Below are 14,701 nucleotides of genomic sequence, written 5' to 3'. Positions count from 1 at the left end.
GTGTGAGGGGCGGTTGGCTCCAGCCAACCGCCCCTCACACGTTGCTCAGTGTCCGTCAGTCGTCGTCATCGTCGTCGAGTTCTTCGCGACGGACATTGTTCTGGCTCCAGTCGACATCGTCCTCCCGCAGCCAGGTCTCGCGGGTGTACGTCTCATCCTCGTCATCGTCGTTGTACCCGGAACGGGTACCGCCACGAGGGTTGTTGCCCCCGCTGCCGCCACGACCGATCGTGTTGCGACTGGTCGAGGAGAGGCGGTTTCCGGTGTTGCCTCCGCGAGGGCTGCTGTTCGCACCGGAACGAGCGGGGCTCGACCCCGGCTTGCCGGCGTTCGCGCCGGAACGCGCCGGGCTGGAGCCGGCACCGCGATTGCCGCCCGTCCCGCCTTGGGAGGGACCGAACAGCCCTGCGCCACCGGGAATGTTGGAGCCTCCCATGCCGCCGGTACCGCCGCCGGTCGTGAAGCCGCTGCCCCCGCCGGGAATGGTCGTCGCGCTGGCAAGACCACCGACATCCGAGTCGACGTCGTCGTAGGAACCGAAGCCCCATTCGCCCGCAACCGGGTCGAGGTCGTCCGAAGCCGGGTCGAAATCGCCCGGTGCATCGGCGAAGCCGTCGCCATCGAGGTCGGCGGACTGGTCAGCAGGAACGCTACCGAGCGAGTTCGACGGGTTCAGCGCGGTCTCGGAGAACACGCCACCGGTGGGCTTCGTGTAGGTGTTGTTGCCGGGCATGTCACTCGGGGGAGGGGGCGGCAGCTCACCGAAAGTCTCTTCATTCGCCTTGGCGTAATGATCGCCGAGGTCAGCGACGATCTGAGCCAGTTCGCCATGCTTCGTGTTGAGGTCGTTCTGGTATTCCTGCTGCCACTGGGTCTTCTTCGACTGAGCCTCAGCGCTGGCCGGGTCGACCTTCTTCGTGCTTTCGACCCAGTCTTCGTACTCGTCGATGAAAGCGGGATTGAGCGCTTCCGATTGCGTCTGAGCTTGTTTGAGGTACTGAGCCAGCCGGGGAATGGCGATTTCTCCAGCGGTCTTCATTCCCTCTTCGGACTCGACGCTGTACTGCTTGACAAGATTCATACGGCCGTCGAACTCGTCCGAGGCAGGTCCGGTCCACTGCAAGCGCAGGGACTGGACGTGCGTGTCCATCTCCTCGCGCGCGGCCTTCATGCCGCTCGCGGCAGAGACCCAGATGTAGCCGGCTTGCTCGACCGTGTAGTCGTCGCCTTCGTGGAGCATGTCCCAGAGCTGCTGGTGGGTGTAGGTGCTCTTGTAGTAGTCGACACCTTTGCCTTTGGCGGCCATCTTCGACTCCTTCCTAGGGGGTCAGGTCTTCACCGATGAACGAGGACTAGAGGACCCGGGGCTGCTCTTCGGTACCGGTCCCGGATTCGGTGCCGGCACCGGTCTCGTCGCCGGCGGCGGGCATGTCGCTGCCGCGCTCGTTGTCCGAACGGGCCTCGTCCACGTCGCCGGCCGTGATGCTGCCGGTGCTGGAATCGAACTCGCTCTGGATGTTGACCACGTCGGCCGAGACGTTGCCGTCGTTCTCGAGGTAGCTGTTCTTGATGTCCTCGCTGACCACGCGACCGGTGTCCAGGCCGTGCACGACCCGGTCCAGTTGCTCTGCGCGGGAAGGATAGAAGACGGTCCGGTACGCCTCCTGCAGCTCGAGTGCGTCGTCGAAGCCGCCGAGCTTGAGGTTCTGCGCGTCGACCTCCTGCATGGCGCCCATGCTGAGGTAGTCCTGGTTCCAGCTCTCGCGGATGGTGACGACGGTGCCGGAGAGGACCCGGTTGCGGAAGAGCCCGAGATCCTGGATCGTGGTGTCCATCTTCGAGATGAACTCGTTGAAGGACTCCTCGGTCATCTGGGTCGTCACACCGGTGGAGGAGTTCGTGACCGAGTACAGGTTCTCGCTCGCGTCGTAGCTAGCCGTGTAGCCGGAGTCGGCGTCCAACAACGTCATCACCTCGGTGCAAAGATCGGGTTTACAGGGGGAATATCGACCCGAGCCGTTCGGCGTGGCGCTGCGGGCACGGTCGCTCGATTGTGCTGAGACCAGCATACCGAGGTGCGGCCACCAGGACCGAACAGGCCGTCTCGCATGGCACGAAAGCGGGAGTTCGGGACACAGGCCGCCAGCAGGTGCGTTCCCTGCCTTCGGCGACATCGCGCCGGCGCCGTCGCGGCGAACCGTTCGCCCCGGCAAGACCGGTTTGTGCACCCCTTGCGCCGCAACCTGACGGCCGGACTCCGGGACTCACCCGATCGGGGGAAGACCGCCTGTGGAGCTGGCACAAAGTGGGGATACACGGCCGTCGCCAATGCTTGTAAACTCAGAGGCGCACCGCCAACCCGGTGAGTTTGCACGGACGGGTTATGGTGACTGCGGAATCGATCGAAAACTCACTGGGATACCCCTGCAGGCCTAGGTTGCTAGCGCCTCAGCCCCCGGTTTATCACTTGGAGGTGAAATATGGCCGGTGTCGTAATGGACACAGAGACAGTTGCTCAAGCAGCGACTGACACGGTCAACACCAAGCTCGAGGTCGACGGTGAGCTCGACGCGCTGAAGGCTCTGTGCGACGACCTCGCCGCGGGCTGGACCGGTCAGGGTGCCGCCGCGTTCGCCAACGTCATGCAGGCGTGGGACGCCGAGGCCGCGAAGCTCCTCGACGCGCTCCAGGACATCGCGGACAGCCTCGACACCTCGGCCGCCCAGCAGGCGGAGCAGGACGCTGCGTCCAGCTCCGACTTCGGCGCCTTCGACGCCGAGCTTTAAAACTTCCCCCCGAAACTAAGGAAAGAGGTGAACCATGGGTTCTCGTATTTCTATGAGCTACGAGCAGCTCGAAGCTGCAACTGCTGAGATCGCGTCGCGGTCGGGCGCAATGACCAGCGCGCTCGCCGACCTTCGCACCAAGCTCGACGGCCTTGAGTGGGAAGGCGCCGACAAGGCTGCCTACGAAGAGTCCAAGGCCCAGTGGGACGCGTCCTTCGAGAAGATCAACGACATCCTCGAAGCAGTCGGCCGCGCGGTCGAGAACGCGAAGGAACGCTACCGGGAGACCGAGGCCGCGAACGCTGGCCGTTTCGGCGGGTAGCAGCTTCCCTGAGCTCGAAGACGACAGGAAACCCGGGTAGTCCACAGGACGACCCGGGTTTCTTCATGCCATGGATGCCGCCGCGACGTCAACGTTTCGAGGACGCCACGGGGCCGCCCCTCATTCGCGGCGTCCGGGGGAGTCCGGCTCGACAAGCAAGGAAGGGCGGGACCGCGCGGTCCCGCCCTTCCCCGTTCGCCTATGTCAGTCGGTCACGGTCTTCACCGGGACCAGGTCGGCTTTCCGGGTGCCAGGCCGCCAGCCGCGCCTGCGGCCCTTGGGAAGGATCTTCCGCAGCACGAGCACCAGCGTCACGAGCACGATCGAGCCGCCCACACTCGCCCAGGCGATCGCCTTCTCGGTGCGGAGCGGGTCGTAGTCGGGGTCGAGGCCGGCGATCGAGTCGCGGTCCTCCTCCGCGATCGGCGTCGCGCTCGGCGCCTCGGTCGGCGCCTGCGAGGCCGTGTCGGAGACGACCTCGTCCTGGTCGACCGGCGCGGTCAACGCCGCGCCCACGTTGAGGATGCCGTGGCCCTGGTAGATGTTGAACTCGTTCGGCGGGTGGATCGCGGTCTCCTGCAGACGCTGCTGGATCCACGCCGGCGTCGCCTCACTGCCGTACTCGCCCTTGAGGAGCGCGGCCGCCCCGGCCACGAACGGCGCGGCGAAACTCGTGCCATTGCCCGTGAGCCAGTCGCCTTCGCCGCCGGCGAACGGGTAGGCCAGCTCCTGCCCGGGGGCGAGCAGGTCGATGTTGGCCCCGAAATTGGTGCCCTCGTACCAGTTCCCGGACGGGTTGTGCGCCCCGACCGCGATGACCTCCGGGTAGTTGGCCGGATAGAACGTCTGCTTGTCCGCCTCGATGCTCGTGTCGTCCATATGCTGGGTGTCGTTGCCGGTGGCGGCCACCATGACGACGTTGTTCTCGATCGCGTAGGCGACGGCGGCGGCGAGCTCGTCCGTCTTGAGCATCACCGACGAGACGTTGATGACGTCGGCATCATGGTCCACCGCGTCCCTGATGGCCTGGGCCACCACCTTGCTCTTCTCGACATCCCCGCCGTCCCCGCCCGCGAAGACCCTGATGGGCAGGATGTTCGCCTCAGGCGCGACACCGATGAAGTCCTCGTTGCCCTGAACGCCGATGGGGCCGCCCGCGGCGATCGCCGCCACCGCCGTGCCGTGGCCGTCCTGCGCCGAATCGCACTTGCCCTTCGCGTTCGCGTCCCAGGCGTCGTAGCCGTCCAGCAGGCGGGAGCCGAACACGTCCTCACGCGCCGCCGCCACACCCGAGTCGATCACGGCGATCGTCACCGCCTGGCCCTTCTTGGCGCCCGTCTCGAACGTGCCGCGGTTGTACTGCTGCGCCTGCTCGAGACCGATGAAGTTCTTCGCCCATGGCCGCTGATTGAGCGTCGTACCGCCCTCGGAGACCGGAATGCATTCGGCGCGTTCGTCTTCGGGGGCCATACTCGAATCCCAGCCCGGCTGCTGCGTCTGCGCAGGGGGGGCAGGCGCCAGGATGAGCATGCCAGTCGCGAACGTGGCGACAGCGGCGGCATAGAGAGGTACACGCGGGAGGAATCGCACCCGGTCAGTCTAACGCCGCAATACCAGCGGGCAGGTGCACCCGTATCGGCGCGAAACACCGGAAGGGCGGGGGACCAAGAGGTGGACTCGTCCGCATACGATGGATACGACCACTCACCTTCATCTTGGAGACGTCGCCCATGACGATGCTGCAGGCCCAACAGCAAGCTCGCGGCACCGCGTCCGTGCAAGCCCAGCAGGGCAACGGCCCCGCCCCCGGCGAGTCGGTCGTGTTCACGACCCGTTCGACCGGCCGGCTCGGCCCGCTCACGGTCGCCCAGCTCATCACCATCGAGCTGGCGCTCGTCCTCGCGCTGGCGTGCCTCGCGTTCGGCATGATCCCCGGCGCCGTCGGCGGCGGCGTCGCCCTGATCGTGCTCATCATCGTCTTCTGGCGCAAGGGCGACTACTGGTGGTACCAGACCTGGCCGCTCAAGTCGCGCATGAAGCGGCGCATCCGCGCCCTCGACCCCGAGCAGCTCACCGAGGTCCTCCACCGGATCGCCCCCGACCTGGGCATCACCGGCATCGAGGACCGCGACGAGAACGTCGGCATCGGCCACGACAACGGCGGCTGGTTCTCCGTCATCGAGATCGGCACCACTGACGAGGGCACCAAGGCCGTCCCGCTCGAACGCCTCGAACGGCTCTTCGACGAGACCTCCGTCCCCGTCACCGCCGTCCAGCTCATCGGCCACACCACCCCGGTCGGCCTGAGCGCCTACGACAACAGCCCCGCCTCCCGCTCCTACCGCGAACTCCTCGGCGACTACCCCGCCGTCGTCCACCACAAGGCCTGGCTCGCCGTGCGCCTCGGCGCCCGCGACGCCCGCGAGGCCACCGCCGAGCGCGGCGGCGAGGTCGACGGCGTGTACAAGGCGCTGGCGAGCACTTCCCAGCGCGTCAGCAAGCTCCTGGGCAACGTCGGCGTCCCCAACCGCATCCTCGACGCCGAGGGCGTCCGCGAAGCGGTCTCGCAGTCGCTCGGTGTCGCGTTCGCGCCGGTCCCCGGCGAGCGCACCGCCGAAGAGTGGAGCCACTGGTACGCGGACGGCCTGCGCCACGTCGCCTACCGGATCACCAAGTGGCCCACCGACGCCGCGTCCCTTCACCGCACCGGCGACGCGCTCTCGGGCGTGCCCGCCGCGTTCGTGACCGTCTCGACCGTGGTCACCGCGGGCACGAACGGCAAGGTCAACCCCGACGGCCGCGTCACCGGACGCCAGCTCGCCGTCGAAGGAATCGTGCGCCTCGCCCTCGACCAGTCCTCCTGGGAGTCGGCCCAGAACCAGCTGCTGAACGTCGCCGACCAGCTCGGCGTCCGCCTGCAGCGCCTCGACGGCGAGCACGGCCCCGCCGCCTACGCATCCGCCCCCACCGGAGGAGGCCCCCGATGAGCGACCGCAACAACGGCACCGGCAACGTCTACGGCGGCGGCACCTACCAGGGGGGCTCGTACCAGAGCGGCGCCCACCGCACCAACCGCCACTCCGAAGAGGACGATGAGCAGCAGGGCGGCCAGCGCCGCGCCGTCGACGACGAGGCCTCGGGCACCGCGAAGATCGGCCGCCCCAGCACCGCGGGCGCGGCCACCCCGCCGCCGAGCGCCCGCGGCGGCGCGCAGCCCCCGCAGGGAGCCGTGTACGGCGCCCAGCCCCAGCCGGGACAGACCGGAAGCCAGCCCGCGCAGCCGCCCGCACCGGGTGCCGCCTACGGCGCCGCCCGCCAGGGCCAGCAGCCCGCCGCGCCGCAGGGCCGCCCGGCCTCGCCGCCGCAGTCGCCCACCGCCCGCGGCGGCGCGCAGCCGCCGCGTCCGGCGCAGCCCGTGTCGCCGCAGCAGCAGACGCCCCGGCCGCCCGAGATGCGCCCGCCGGCACCCCAAGGCCAAGTGCCGGGGCCGGCCTCGCCGCCGCAAGGCCAAGCGCCGCAACCGTCTTCGCCGCCGCAGTACCAGCAGCCGCAGCGTCCGCCGGCCCAGCCGCCGACGCCCGCCCGGGCCACGCCGCCTCCGCCGCAGCAGCAGACCCCGCAACCGCCTGTGGCGCAACCGCCCCGGCCGCAGCAGTCGCAACCGCAGACGCCGTACCAGCCCACGCCGCAGCCGGTGCAACCCGCGCAGCCGATGCATCCGTCGGTCGCACCGGTCTCCGCCGCGCCCGTCAGCGCCCCCTCGATCTCACCGGTCTCGGCGCAGCCCGTGTCCGGCCAGCCCGTCTCGGGCCAGCCGTTCTCCGCGCAGCCCGCCTCGGCCCAGCCGTACTCGGGCATGCCGTACTCCGGCGCGGCCCCGATCACCGGCGGCCCGATCAGCTCCCTGCCGACCTCCGCCGGCCTGTTCGGCGTCGGCTCGGTCTCCGCCGGGCCCACCGAGGGCACCGTCTACGGCCTCCCGGTCACCGACCGCGCCGTCGAGACCGCGAGCGACGCGGGCCGGCCCGTCGAGGCGGTCAAGCCCTCCCCGCAGATCCCGACCGCGCGGGCGCTGGAGCTCATGACCTCCGCCAGCCCGCCCTCCGGCCTCGTGATCGGCCGCGACGCCGAGCAGGTGCCCGTCGTCGCCCCGTTCTTCCGCCCGGAGGAGACGCGCATCAACCTCATCGGCGGCGTGTACCTCGCCCGCCTGCTCGTCTTCCGCGCCTTGGCGATCGGCACCCGCGTCGCGGTCTGCACGACCCGCCCGCAGGAGTGGAACGGCCTGGGCGAGACCGCGACCGGCCGCAACGACCGCCTCGCCGTCCTGCACGGCGACCAGCCGGTCACCGTCGAGGCCAGCCAGCACTCCCCGGCGCTGTACGTGTACGACGTGGGCGAGCGCGGCTCCCAGACCAAGCCGGTCCTCGGCCCCTGGCGCACCCAGCTCACCGTGCTCCCGCGCCTCACCAACTACGCGGACGAGCTCACCGGCGAGGCCCACATGACCGTCCTGCAGCGGCTCACCGCCGAAGAGGCCCAGATCGCCCGCTCGGCGATCCGCGTCAACCAGGAAGTGCTGCAATGGCTCCAGATGCTGCACGACGACATGATCGCCATGCTGCGCAAGGGCCAGAAGGAGCGCTACCTGTGGTGCTCCCCGACCTCTATCGAGGCGCAGATGTTCGGCGCGCCCATGCGCACGTACTGATCACGGCATAGCAAGAGGGGCGGGGCCATCGGCCCCGCCCCTCTTCGCATGCTGTCAGCTCGCGTCGCGCCAGTTCTCGAGGTACCCGTTCGCGATCTCCAGCGCCATGTCGGTCAGGCCCTGCTGGTCGAGCGCGGCGTCCGGCGACACCGAGAGCCGCACCACCACGTACGCGTTGTCGTCCTGCACATGGAGGTGGAAGTTCGCGGTCTCCCCCTCAGGGACGCGCGCGACCGCCGCCGACTGGTCGCCGATCTCCGGCGCCGGCTCCACCAGCGTCCAGGCCGCGCCAGGCTCGCCGACATCGCTCGTGCCCAACTCGAAGTAGACGCTCGCCCGCGCGTCCGTCTCGAAGACCGTGCCGTCGACCTCGAGCAGCGCCGTCGCGCGCTCGGCCTCGCCGTACGTCATCGAGCAGGTCTGGAACCACCCGCCGGTCTTCTCCTCGGCGTCCCCGACCGCCTCCGGCTCCCCACCGTCCACAACGGACTCGAGCGGCCCGGCGTCGACCAGCGAGCACGGCTCGTCACTGCCGTCGTACGTCAGATTCGTCTCGGTGCCCGCCGTGTTCTCGCCGCCGTCGTCGTCCCGGTTCATGAACCAGTACACGCCGCCGCCCACCAGGGCCAGCGCGACGACACCGATGATGACCTTCGGGACCGGGCTCGACTTGCGCGCCCGGCTCCGCACCTTCTGGAAGTCGGAGCGGCGCCGCGGCTCCTTCGGCATGTACCCGAGCCGACCGATCGTCGTCGTCTCGTTCCCCACACCCCACTCGCCGCGGGACTCATCGGCGAACGCGGCCTCCTCGAACGGCTCGTCCCTGCGCGAAGGCGGCTCGGTCCCCTGGAACTGCGGCTCACCCGCACCCCGCGGAGGCGAACCCGCGTCACGACGCGGCGGCGACCCGGCCTCGCGCCTCGGCGGCGATCCCGCGCCCCACTGGTCCGGGCGCGGCTCCGATCCCGGAGCGGTGCGCGGCGTCGAACCGGTCACCGGTCCGCCTTGCGGACGGCGCGACTCGTAGCCGCCGGTCTGCGGGGAGAAGTGCTGCGGCGACTGGCCCTGCCCCGCAGGACCGGGTCGGCCCTGACCGGGCTGCGGCCCGCGCCCCGCCGAAGGCCCGCCCGCACGCGGCACGCTGCCGCCGCGAGGGTCCTGCGAAGGCCGCCCGGCCTGCGGCAGCGGGCGCTGGCCGCCCTGAGGTCCTTGCGGTCCGCCTTGCGGGCCCTGGGGTCCACCGACCGGAGGGCCGCCCTGCGGTCCGCCCGCTTGCGGCATCTGCCCGCTGGGGTGCCGTCCCGGCTCGCCCTGCGCCCCGCGCGGTCGGCCCGCCCGGGGCCGCCACTGGCCCGCGCCCGGCCGCTGCCCGTCCTCGGGCTGCTCGTCGTATGCCGGGCCAAAGGGTGGTGTGGCGCTCACGATGATCCTCCGCGAATGATTCCCGGCGTGTCGACTTGACGCCGCGGTAGTCACCGCCAGCTTAAGGGGAGCCGCCTAATTCGCCACTCGGGGGAGCGCGTCGACGAGGCTCGTGCCGAGATCCTCGGTCAGTTGACGCACGTCGCCGCCCTCGGGCGGCACGCCGGTGAAGAACACCGTGACGGTCAGCGTCACGTTCGCGACCTGGACGTGGAGCCTGACCTGGGTCTCTTCGCTCCCGGCCACGGTCACGGCCGCCGCCTCCTCGCCGATGCCGCCCACGTCCTCGGTGGTGAAGCCCTTGGAGGCCTCGAACTCGAGCACCCCGGCGTGCGCGGCCCGCGCCTTCGACGCGTCCTCGTAGACCTGCACGGTTGAGAAGAGCGTCACCAGCCGGTACGCCTCGTCACCGGCGTACTCCGCCGAATAGGTGCAGTTGAACGTCCGCACCGCTTCCTTCGAGGACTCCTCGGGGTTGCGGGCCTGCTCGGTGTCGGCCCACGGCGTCAGCAGCTCGGTGTTCACCGAGAGCGCGCACAGGTCGTCGATCTGCCCGGCGTCGACGAAGGGCGCTTCGTCGCCGCTCCCGGAGGACCAGTACAGGACGGTGGCCCCGCCCGCGAGCAGCAGCGCGACCACGGCGAGCACCCAGCCCACGCTCGTGAGCTGGCGGAAGAGGTCGGCACCGCGATGCCGCCCCTGGTAGGTGGAGGGTTTGCCGTCCGCCCGGGGTTCCTCGGACTTGTCCGAGTCGATCACCTGGAGTGCGATGGTCGTCTTCCTTCAGTGCCGAAGCTTGCGGGGCGCGCCTGAGCTCGGTTCGGAGGGCTCGCTGCCGACGCGCCAGCCCACAGCCTACCGAGTACATGGGACACGGGCCACGCTCGAACCGTGCCAACCACGAGGAGTCGTGTTTTCTCACCCTTTCGTGACGGCGCTCATGGCTTCCGGGCCTGTGACGCGGCCCGGGACTGAGAGCGGCGGCACCGGTCTGCTGACCGGCTCGGCGAATGACGCAGAGTGTGCGATACTCGACCTTGTCGTACCGCACATAGCAACGGACGGTGCGACCTGGAGATGTCCTGTCCGCGTCCCTCACGACGGCGACGGACTTGACCACTCGGCTGGGGCAGAGGTTGAAATCCCAGCGCGAGTTGAGGCTTTCAGTGCGGCCCGAACGGCATGATTTGAGCGCCGGAGTATGGCTCGCCAGCCTCTTGGGCGAAGCGAGCCGGATGCCGGCCTCGCCAGGCCGGGAGGACCGCACTGCTGATGCCGCGCCCGTGCGGCAGCGGATGCAGATCGCATCACGCGCCCGGGCGGCGGCTGGAATGGAGATTTATTCATATGCGCGAGAATGAGCCGCGCGAACAGGTTCCCGTAGTCGCGGTGACCTTCATGGCTCCTCAGAAACCCAAGAACGACGAGCCTCCGGCGGAACCGCCGCGGACCGAGCGCCCCCGCGCCGCCGCTGCGACCGCCGCGCCGATGTTCGCCCCCCCGCCGAAGGTCCAGCCCAAGGCTGCCGAACCCAAGGCCGAACCCGCCAAGCGCGAACCGCGTGAGGAAGAGCCCGAGCCGCGCCGCGGCCAGGCGAAGAAGACGCAGGCCAAGAAGGCCCAGCCCCAGGAGCAGCAGGCGACGCGCAAGCGCACCCGCAACCGCTCCGAGAACCGGGCCGCAGAGAAGACCGCCGACAAGGGCCCCGAGAAGACCGAGCGGTCCTCCGACAAGCCCGAGCCGAAGGCCGAGGCGCCCGCCGTCGACGAGTACGACGACGACGATTTCGACGACGATGACGACTCCGAGGCCGGGCGACGCCGCCGCGGTCGCCGGGGCCGCCGCGGCCGAGGCCGCGGCAAGGGCGTCGACGGCGCCATGGACGACGACGAAGAGAACGACGACGAGGACCGCGAGTCCGACGACGAAGAGGACGAGGACACCGAGGCCGACGGCCCCGAGGTCACCCGTCGCCGCCGTCGCCGCCGCCGCCGCGCCGGCTCGGAGGACTCCGACCGCTCGCGACCGGACGACTCCGACGACGACGCCGAAGTGGTCGTCAAGGTCCGCACCCCGCAGCGCCGGGCCCTCTCCTCCAACGAGGAGGTGCGCGGCGTCTCCGGCTCCACCCGCCTCGAGGCGAAGCGCCAGCGCCGCCGCGACGGCCGCAAGTCCGGCCGCGGCCGCGTCAACGTCGTGAGCGAGGCCGAGTTCCTCGCCCGCCGCGAAGCCGTCGAGCGCCAGATGGTCGTGCGCGTGCGCAACGGCCGCTCCCAGGCCGCCGTCCTCGAGGACGGCATCCTCGCCGAGCACTACGTGTCGAAGTCCGGCACCCAGGGCCTGGTCGGGAACGTCTACCTCGGCAAGGTCCAGAACGTGCTCCCGAGCATGGAGGCCGCCTTCGTCGACATCGGCCGCGGCCGCAACGCCGTGCTCTACGCCGGTGAGGTGAACTGGGACGCCACCGGCCTCGCCGGCAAGGCCCGCTCCATCGAGCAGGCCCTGCGCCCCGGCGACGCCGTGCTCGTCCAGGTCACCAAGGACCCGGTCGGCCACAAGGGCGCCCGCCTGACCAGCCACGTCGCCCTCTCGGGCCGCCACCTGGTCTACGTCCCGGGCGGCAACGCCTCCGGGATCTCCCGCAAGCTCCCGGACCGCGAGCGCACCCGCCTCCGCGCGGCGCTCAAGAAGCTGGTGCCCGAGGGCGCCGGCGTGATCGTCCGCACCGCCGCCGAAGGCGCCGGCCCCGAAGAGCTCGCCCGCGACATCTCCCGCCTCCAGATGGAGTGGGAGGAGATCCAGGTCAAGTCGAAGAAGGGCAACGCGCCCAGCGTGCTGCACTCCGAGCCGGACGTCCTGATCCGCGTGGTCCGCGACGTCTTCAACGAGGACTTCAAGGAGATCGTGGTCGAAGGCGACGAGGCGTACGACGAGATCCACAAGTACCTCGAGTCGGTCTCGCCCGAGCTGCTCCCGCGGCTCAAGCGCCACACCGGCGCAAAGGACGTCTTCGCCGAGATGCGCGTCGACGAGCAGCTCCTCAAGGCCCTGGACCGCAAGGTCTACCTGCCTTCCGGCGGCTCGCTCGTCATCGACCGCACCGAGGCGATGACCGTGATCGACGTCAACACCGGTCGCTTCACCGGCGAGGGCGGCAACCTCGAGGAGACCGTCACCAGGAACAACCTGGAGGCGGCCGAGGAGATCGTCCGGCAGCTGCGCCTGCGCGACATCGGCGGCATCATCGTGATCGACTTCATCGACATGGTGCTCGAGTCGAACCGCGACCTGGTGCTGCGCCGCCTCACCGAATGCCTGGGCCGCGACCGGACCAAGCACCAGGTCACCGAGGTCACCTCGCTGGGCCTGGTCCAGATGACCCGCAAGCGCGTCGGTCAGGGCCTCATCGAGGCCTTCTCCGAGCCCTGCGAGCACTGCAAGGGCCGCGGCGTCATCGTCCACGCGGACGAGATCCTCGGCAACACCCGCAAGAAGGGCAACGGCGGCGGGGGCGGGGGCGGCAACGCCAACGCGAGCCAGTCCCAGGGGCAGCAGGGCCAGGGCGGCGGCAAGAAGAAGCGGGACCGGAACAAGTCCGGCCAGCAGAAGCAGCAGGAGCAGGCCGAGCCGCACGTGAAGTCGGCAGCGGCCGAGACCGCGAAGATCGCGGCCGCGCTCCCTGAGCACGACCACGACGATTACGACGAGGACGATTACGACGACGTCGCGATCGTGGACGAGACGACCGACGAGCACGACGAGGCGGCCACGGTCGTCGAGACCGAGCCCGTCGACCTCGCCGCCGCGACCGAGGAGGCCGTCCCTGCGGACGCCGACGAGGTCCTGGCCGAGGAGCAGACCTCCGCCGACTCGTCCACCGAGGCAGCGGAAGCCGACACCGAACCCGGCGACGAAGCCGGTTCGGCGGCACCCGAGCACTAGGACGGCCCGGCGCCGCGGACTGTGACGTCCGCGGCGCTGAGCTGATCCCGATGCCGGAACCAGCGGGTACATGACGTACCCTAGTGAGCGGCCTATAGAGCCCTCAGCTTTTCCTCCCCGCTCTCACGGGGATGAACGCGGAGCTCGATCGGCGGGCCGGCCCAGGTGACGTTCGCGAAACCGAAGACCGGCAGGTGCCTGGCACCGCGAAATTGACAAACACCGTTCCCCTGCGGGGAACTCATTTCCCCGCACCGGGGAGGACCCAAGGAGACCGCGTCGACATGTACGCAATCGTCAAGACTGGCGGAAAGCAGTACAAGGTCGCCGAAGGAGACGTCCTCGAAGTCGAGAAGCTTCAGGGCGCGCCCGGCGACACGCTTACGCTGCCTGCGGTGTTGCTCGTCGACGAAGGCACTGTGGTCACCGACGCCTCTGGCGTCACGGTGAGCGGTGAACTTCTCGAGCACACCAAGGGCCCGAAGATCAAGATCCACAAGTACAAGAACAAGACCGGCTACCACAAGCGACAGGGTCACCGCCAGCCGTTGACCCTCGTCCGGGTCACCGGCATCACCAAGTAAGGGGTTGGACAGATGGCACACAAGAAGGGCGCATCCAGCTCCCGCAACGGGCGCGACTCCAACTCCAAGCGACTTGGCGTCAAGCGCTTCGGTGGTCAGCACGTGAGCGCGGGCGAGATCCTCATCCGTCAGCGCGGCACCAAGTACCACCCGGGCGACCTGGTCGGCCGCGGTGGCGACGACACGCTGTTCGCCCTGGCCGAGGGAGAGGTCCTCTTCTCCTCCAAGCGCGGCCGCAAGCTGGTCAACATCGTCCCCGCCTCCACCGAGGTCGCGGCGTAAGACCGGAGCGGCAACGCTCGAAAGCATGAACAAGGGCCGGGCCCGTCGAAAGACGGGCCCGGCCCCTTCGCGTACCCGCCTCCAGGACGGCGCCATCGCCGGCGCCTCGGTCAGGGCGTGAACACCGATCGCAACGGTCTGTTCACCGCGACGACCCCGGAATGTCGGACCCTTCCCCTAGGTTCGAACCAGGGACCCCGCGATGAAGCGAGAAGAGCCGGCCCACCGGCGACCCGTTCGGATGGCCCTCCGGCCGATCCGACTGCGTCGCAGCGGCATCGCCGCAGTTCAGAGCCATCGCGATCAAAAAGGGGACCCCCTGTTTCATGCCCTCCAAAAGGCGTGTAATGTTGTCCTAGCCCGAGGGGGAACGGAACAGAGCCGAAACGGACTGGTCCGGAAGCCGCCGGAGACCAGCGACCAGCTCAGAGAGCTTAGGCGCGGTCCGGAAGCTGAATCTCGGGAATCTTTGAGACTCGCTAGAGACTCGATCGGTTGTGACACAGGTTAACTAGCCTGAAGGTTGCGGAACGAATCGAGACTGGTAAAGTTGAGAAGTTGCTCCGGCTGAGGCCGAATCCTTATGAGGATCGTTCTGGGTTGGCGTGTTGTTTGAGAACTCAACAGGGTGTTTGGATGGTCAGCGTGCGGG

Annotated in this window: 12 protein-coding genes; 7 read left to right on the top strand and 5 right to left on the bottom strand. The window is 69.4% G+C overall.

Translation table 11 applies throughout. From position 1 onward, the window contains the following. Window positions 1-55 precede the first annotated feature (55 nt). Both AB0I03_RS24945 and AB0I03_RS24940 read right to left on the bottom strand, forming a co-directional pair. Complete coding sequence (locus AB0I03_RS24945; protein ID WP_360416832.1) at window positions 56-1,306, bottom strand: hypothetical protein; 1,251 nt, start codon at window positions 1,304-1,306, stop codon at window positions 56-58. A gap of 46 nt (window positions 1,307-1,352) precedes the next feature. After that, complete coding sequence (locus tag AB0I03_RS24940; protein WP_360416830.1) at window positions 1,353-1,970, bottom strand: hypothetical protein; 618 nt, start codon at window positions 1,968-1,970, stop codon at window positions 1,353-1,355. Window positions 1,971-2,495: 525 nt separating this feature from the next. Here AB0I03_RS24940 and AB0I03_RS24935 point away from each other — a divergent pair. Both AB0I03_RS24935 and AB0I03_RS24930 read left to right on the top strand, forming a co-directional pair. Beyond that, window positions 2,496-2,786 carry a WXG100 family type VII secretion target gene (locus AB0I03_RS24935; protein ID WP_360416828.1) on the top strand — a complete coding sequence of 97 codons (291 nt, stop codon included), beginning with the start codon at window positions 2,496-2,498 and terminating at the stop codon, window positions 2,784-2,786. A gap of 52 nt (window positions 2,787-2,838) precedes the next feature. Beyond that, entirely contained in the window at window positions 2,839-3,108 is a 270-nt protein-coding gene (locus AB0I03_RS24930) for a WXG100 family type VII secretion target (protein WP_360416826.1), read from the top strand. 204 nt (window positions 3,109-3,312) lie between these two features. Here AB0I03_RS24930 and AB0I03_RS24925 read toward each other — a convergent pair whose 3' ends face one another. Beyond that, the gene (locus AB0I03_RS24925; RefSeq protein WP_360416824.1) at window positions 3,313-4,578 is read right to left on the bottom strand and encodes a S8 family serine peptidase; all 1,266 of its coding nucleotides are present in this window, start codon (window positions 4,576-4,578) and stop codon (window positions 3,313-3,315) included. 260 nt (window positions 4,579-4,838) lie between these two features. Between AB0I03_RS24925 and eccE the strand changes: the two genes are divergently transcribed. Further along, entirely contained in the window at window positions 4,839-6,095 is a 1,257-nt protein-coding gene (gene eccE / locus AB0I03_RS24920; protein ID WP_360416822.1) for a type VII secretion protein EccE, read from the top strand. Next, window positions 6,092-7,819: a hypothetical protein gene (locus tag AB0I03_RS24915; protein ID WP_360416820.1), complete on the top strand. Its 1,728-nt coding sequence runs from the start codon at window positions 6,092-6,094 to the stop codon at window positions 7,817-7,819. Before eccE ends, AB0I03_RS24915 begins: the two co-directional genes overlap by 4 nt. Before the next feature lie 54 nt (window positions 7,820-7,873). Here the strand turns inward: AB0I03_RS24915 and AB0I03_RS24910 are convergent, their stop codons facing one another. Together AB0I03_RS24910 and AB0I03_RS24905 are read right to left on the bottom strand one after the other, a co-directional pair. Further along, window positions 7,874-9,241 (bottom strand): hypothetical protein, encoded by a 1,368-nt coding sequence (locus tag AB0I03_RS24910; RefSeq protein WP_360416819.1) that lies wholly within the window; start codon window positions 9,239-9,241, stop codon window positions 7,874-7,876. A 75-nt stretch (window positions 9,242-9,316) separates the two neighbouring features. Continuing rightward, entirely contained in the window at window positions 9,317-10,000 is a 684-nt protein-coding gene (locus AB0I03_RS24905; protein WP_360416817.1) for a hypothetical protein, read from the bottom strand. Between the two features lie 588 nt (window positions 10,001-10,588). Between AB0I03_RS24905 and AB0I03_RS24900 the strand changes: the two genes are divergently transcribed. The 3 genes from AB0I03_RS24900 to rpmA all read left to right on the top strand — a co-directional run bounded on the left by AB0I03_RS24900 (window position 10,589) and on the right by rpmA (window position 14,049). Beyond that, window positions 10,589-13,183 (top strand): Rne/Rng family ribonuclease, encoded by a 2,595-nt coding sequence (locus tag AB0I03_RS24900; RefSeq protein ID WP_360416815.1) that lies wholly within the window; start codon window positions 10,589-10,591, stop codon window positions 13,181-13,183. A gap of 284 nt (window positions 13,184-13,467) precedes the next feature. After that, window positions 13,468-13,767, top strand: coding sequence for a 50S ribosomal protein L21 (rplU, locus tag AB0I03_RS24895; protein WP_205324359.1), 300 nt, complete (start codon window positions 13,468-13,470; stop codon window positions 13,765-13,767). A gap of 12 nt (window positions 13,768-13,779) precedes the next feature. Then, window positions 13,780-14,049 (top strand): 50S ribosomal protein L27, encoded by a 270-nt coding sequence (gene rpmA / locus AB0I03_RS24890; RefSeq protein WP_205324360.1) that lies wholly within the window; start codon window positions 13,780-13,782, stop codon window positions 14,047-14,049. Window positions 14,050-14,701: the final 652 nt, after the last annotated feature.

This window comes from Glycomyces sp. NPDC021274 (assembly GCF_040641195.1).
In the GTDB taxonomy this organism is placed as follows: domain Bacteria; phylum Actinomycetota; class Actinomycetes; order Mycobacteriales; family Micromonosporaceae; genus Glycomyces.
This window is presented reverse-complemented; position numbering and strand designations above follow the sequence as displayed.

What these genes read in the sequence shown, in the direction of transcription:
- AB0I03_RS24940 (WP_360416830.1), bottom strand. Translation starts at nt 1,970, where the DNA reads ATGACGTTGTTGGACGCCGACTCCGGCTACACGGCTAGCTACGACGCG.
- AB0I03_RS24915 (WP_360416820.1), top strand. Translation starts at nt 6,092, where the DNA reads ATGAGCGACCGCAACAACGGCACCGGCAACGTCTACGGCGGCGGCACC.
- AB0I03_RS24900 (WP_360416815.1), top strand. Translation starts at nt 10,589, where the DNA reads ATGCGCGAGAATGAGCCGCGCGAACAGGTTCCCGTAGTCGCGGTGACC.
- AB0I03_RS24930 (WP_360416826.1), top strand. Translation starts at nt 2,839, where the DNA reads ATGAGCTACGAGCAGCTCGAAGCTGCAACTGCTGAGATCGCGTCGCGG.
- rpmA (WP_205324360.1), top strand. Translation starts at nt 13,780, where the DNA reads ATGGCACACAAGAAGGGCGCATCCAGCTCCCGCAACGGGCGCGACTCC.
- AB0I03_RS24945 (WP_360416832.1), bottom strand. Translation starts at nt 1,306, where the DNA reads ATGGCCGCCAAAGGCAAAGGTGTCGACTACTACAAGAGCACCTACACC.
- eccE (WP_360416822.1), top strand. Translation starts at nt 4,839, where the DNA reads ATGACGATGCTGCAGGCCCAACAGCAAGCTCGCGGCACCGCGTCCGTG.
- AB0I03_RS24935 (WP_360416828.1), top strand. Translation starts at nt 2,496, where the DNA reads ATGGACACAGAGACAGTTGCTCAAGCAGCGACTGACACGGTCAACACC.
- AB0I03_RS24925 (WP_360416824.1), bottom strand. Translation starts at nt 4,578, where the DNA reads ATGGCCCCCGAAGACGAACGCGCCGAATGCATTCCGGTCTCCGAGGGC.
- rplU (WP_205324359.1), top strand. Translation starts at nt 13,468, where the DNA reads ATGTACGCAATCGTCAAGACTGGCGGAAAGCAGTACAAGGTCGCCGAA.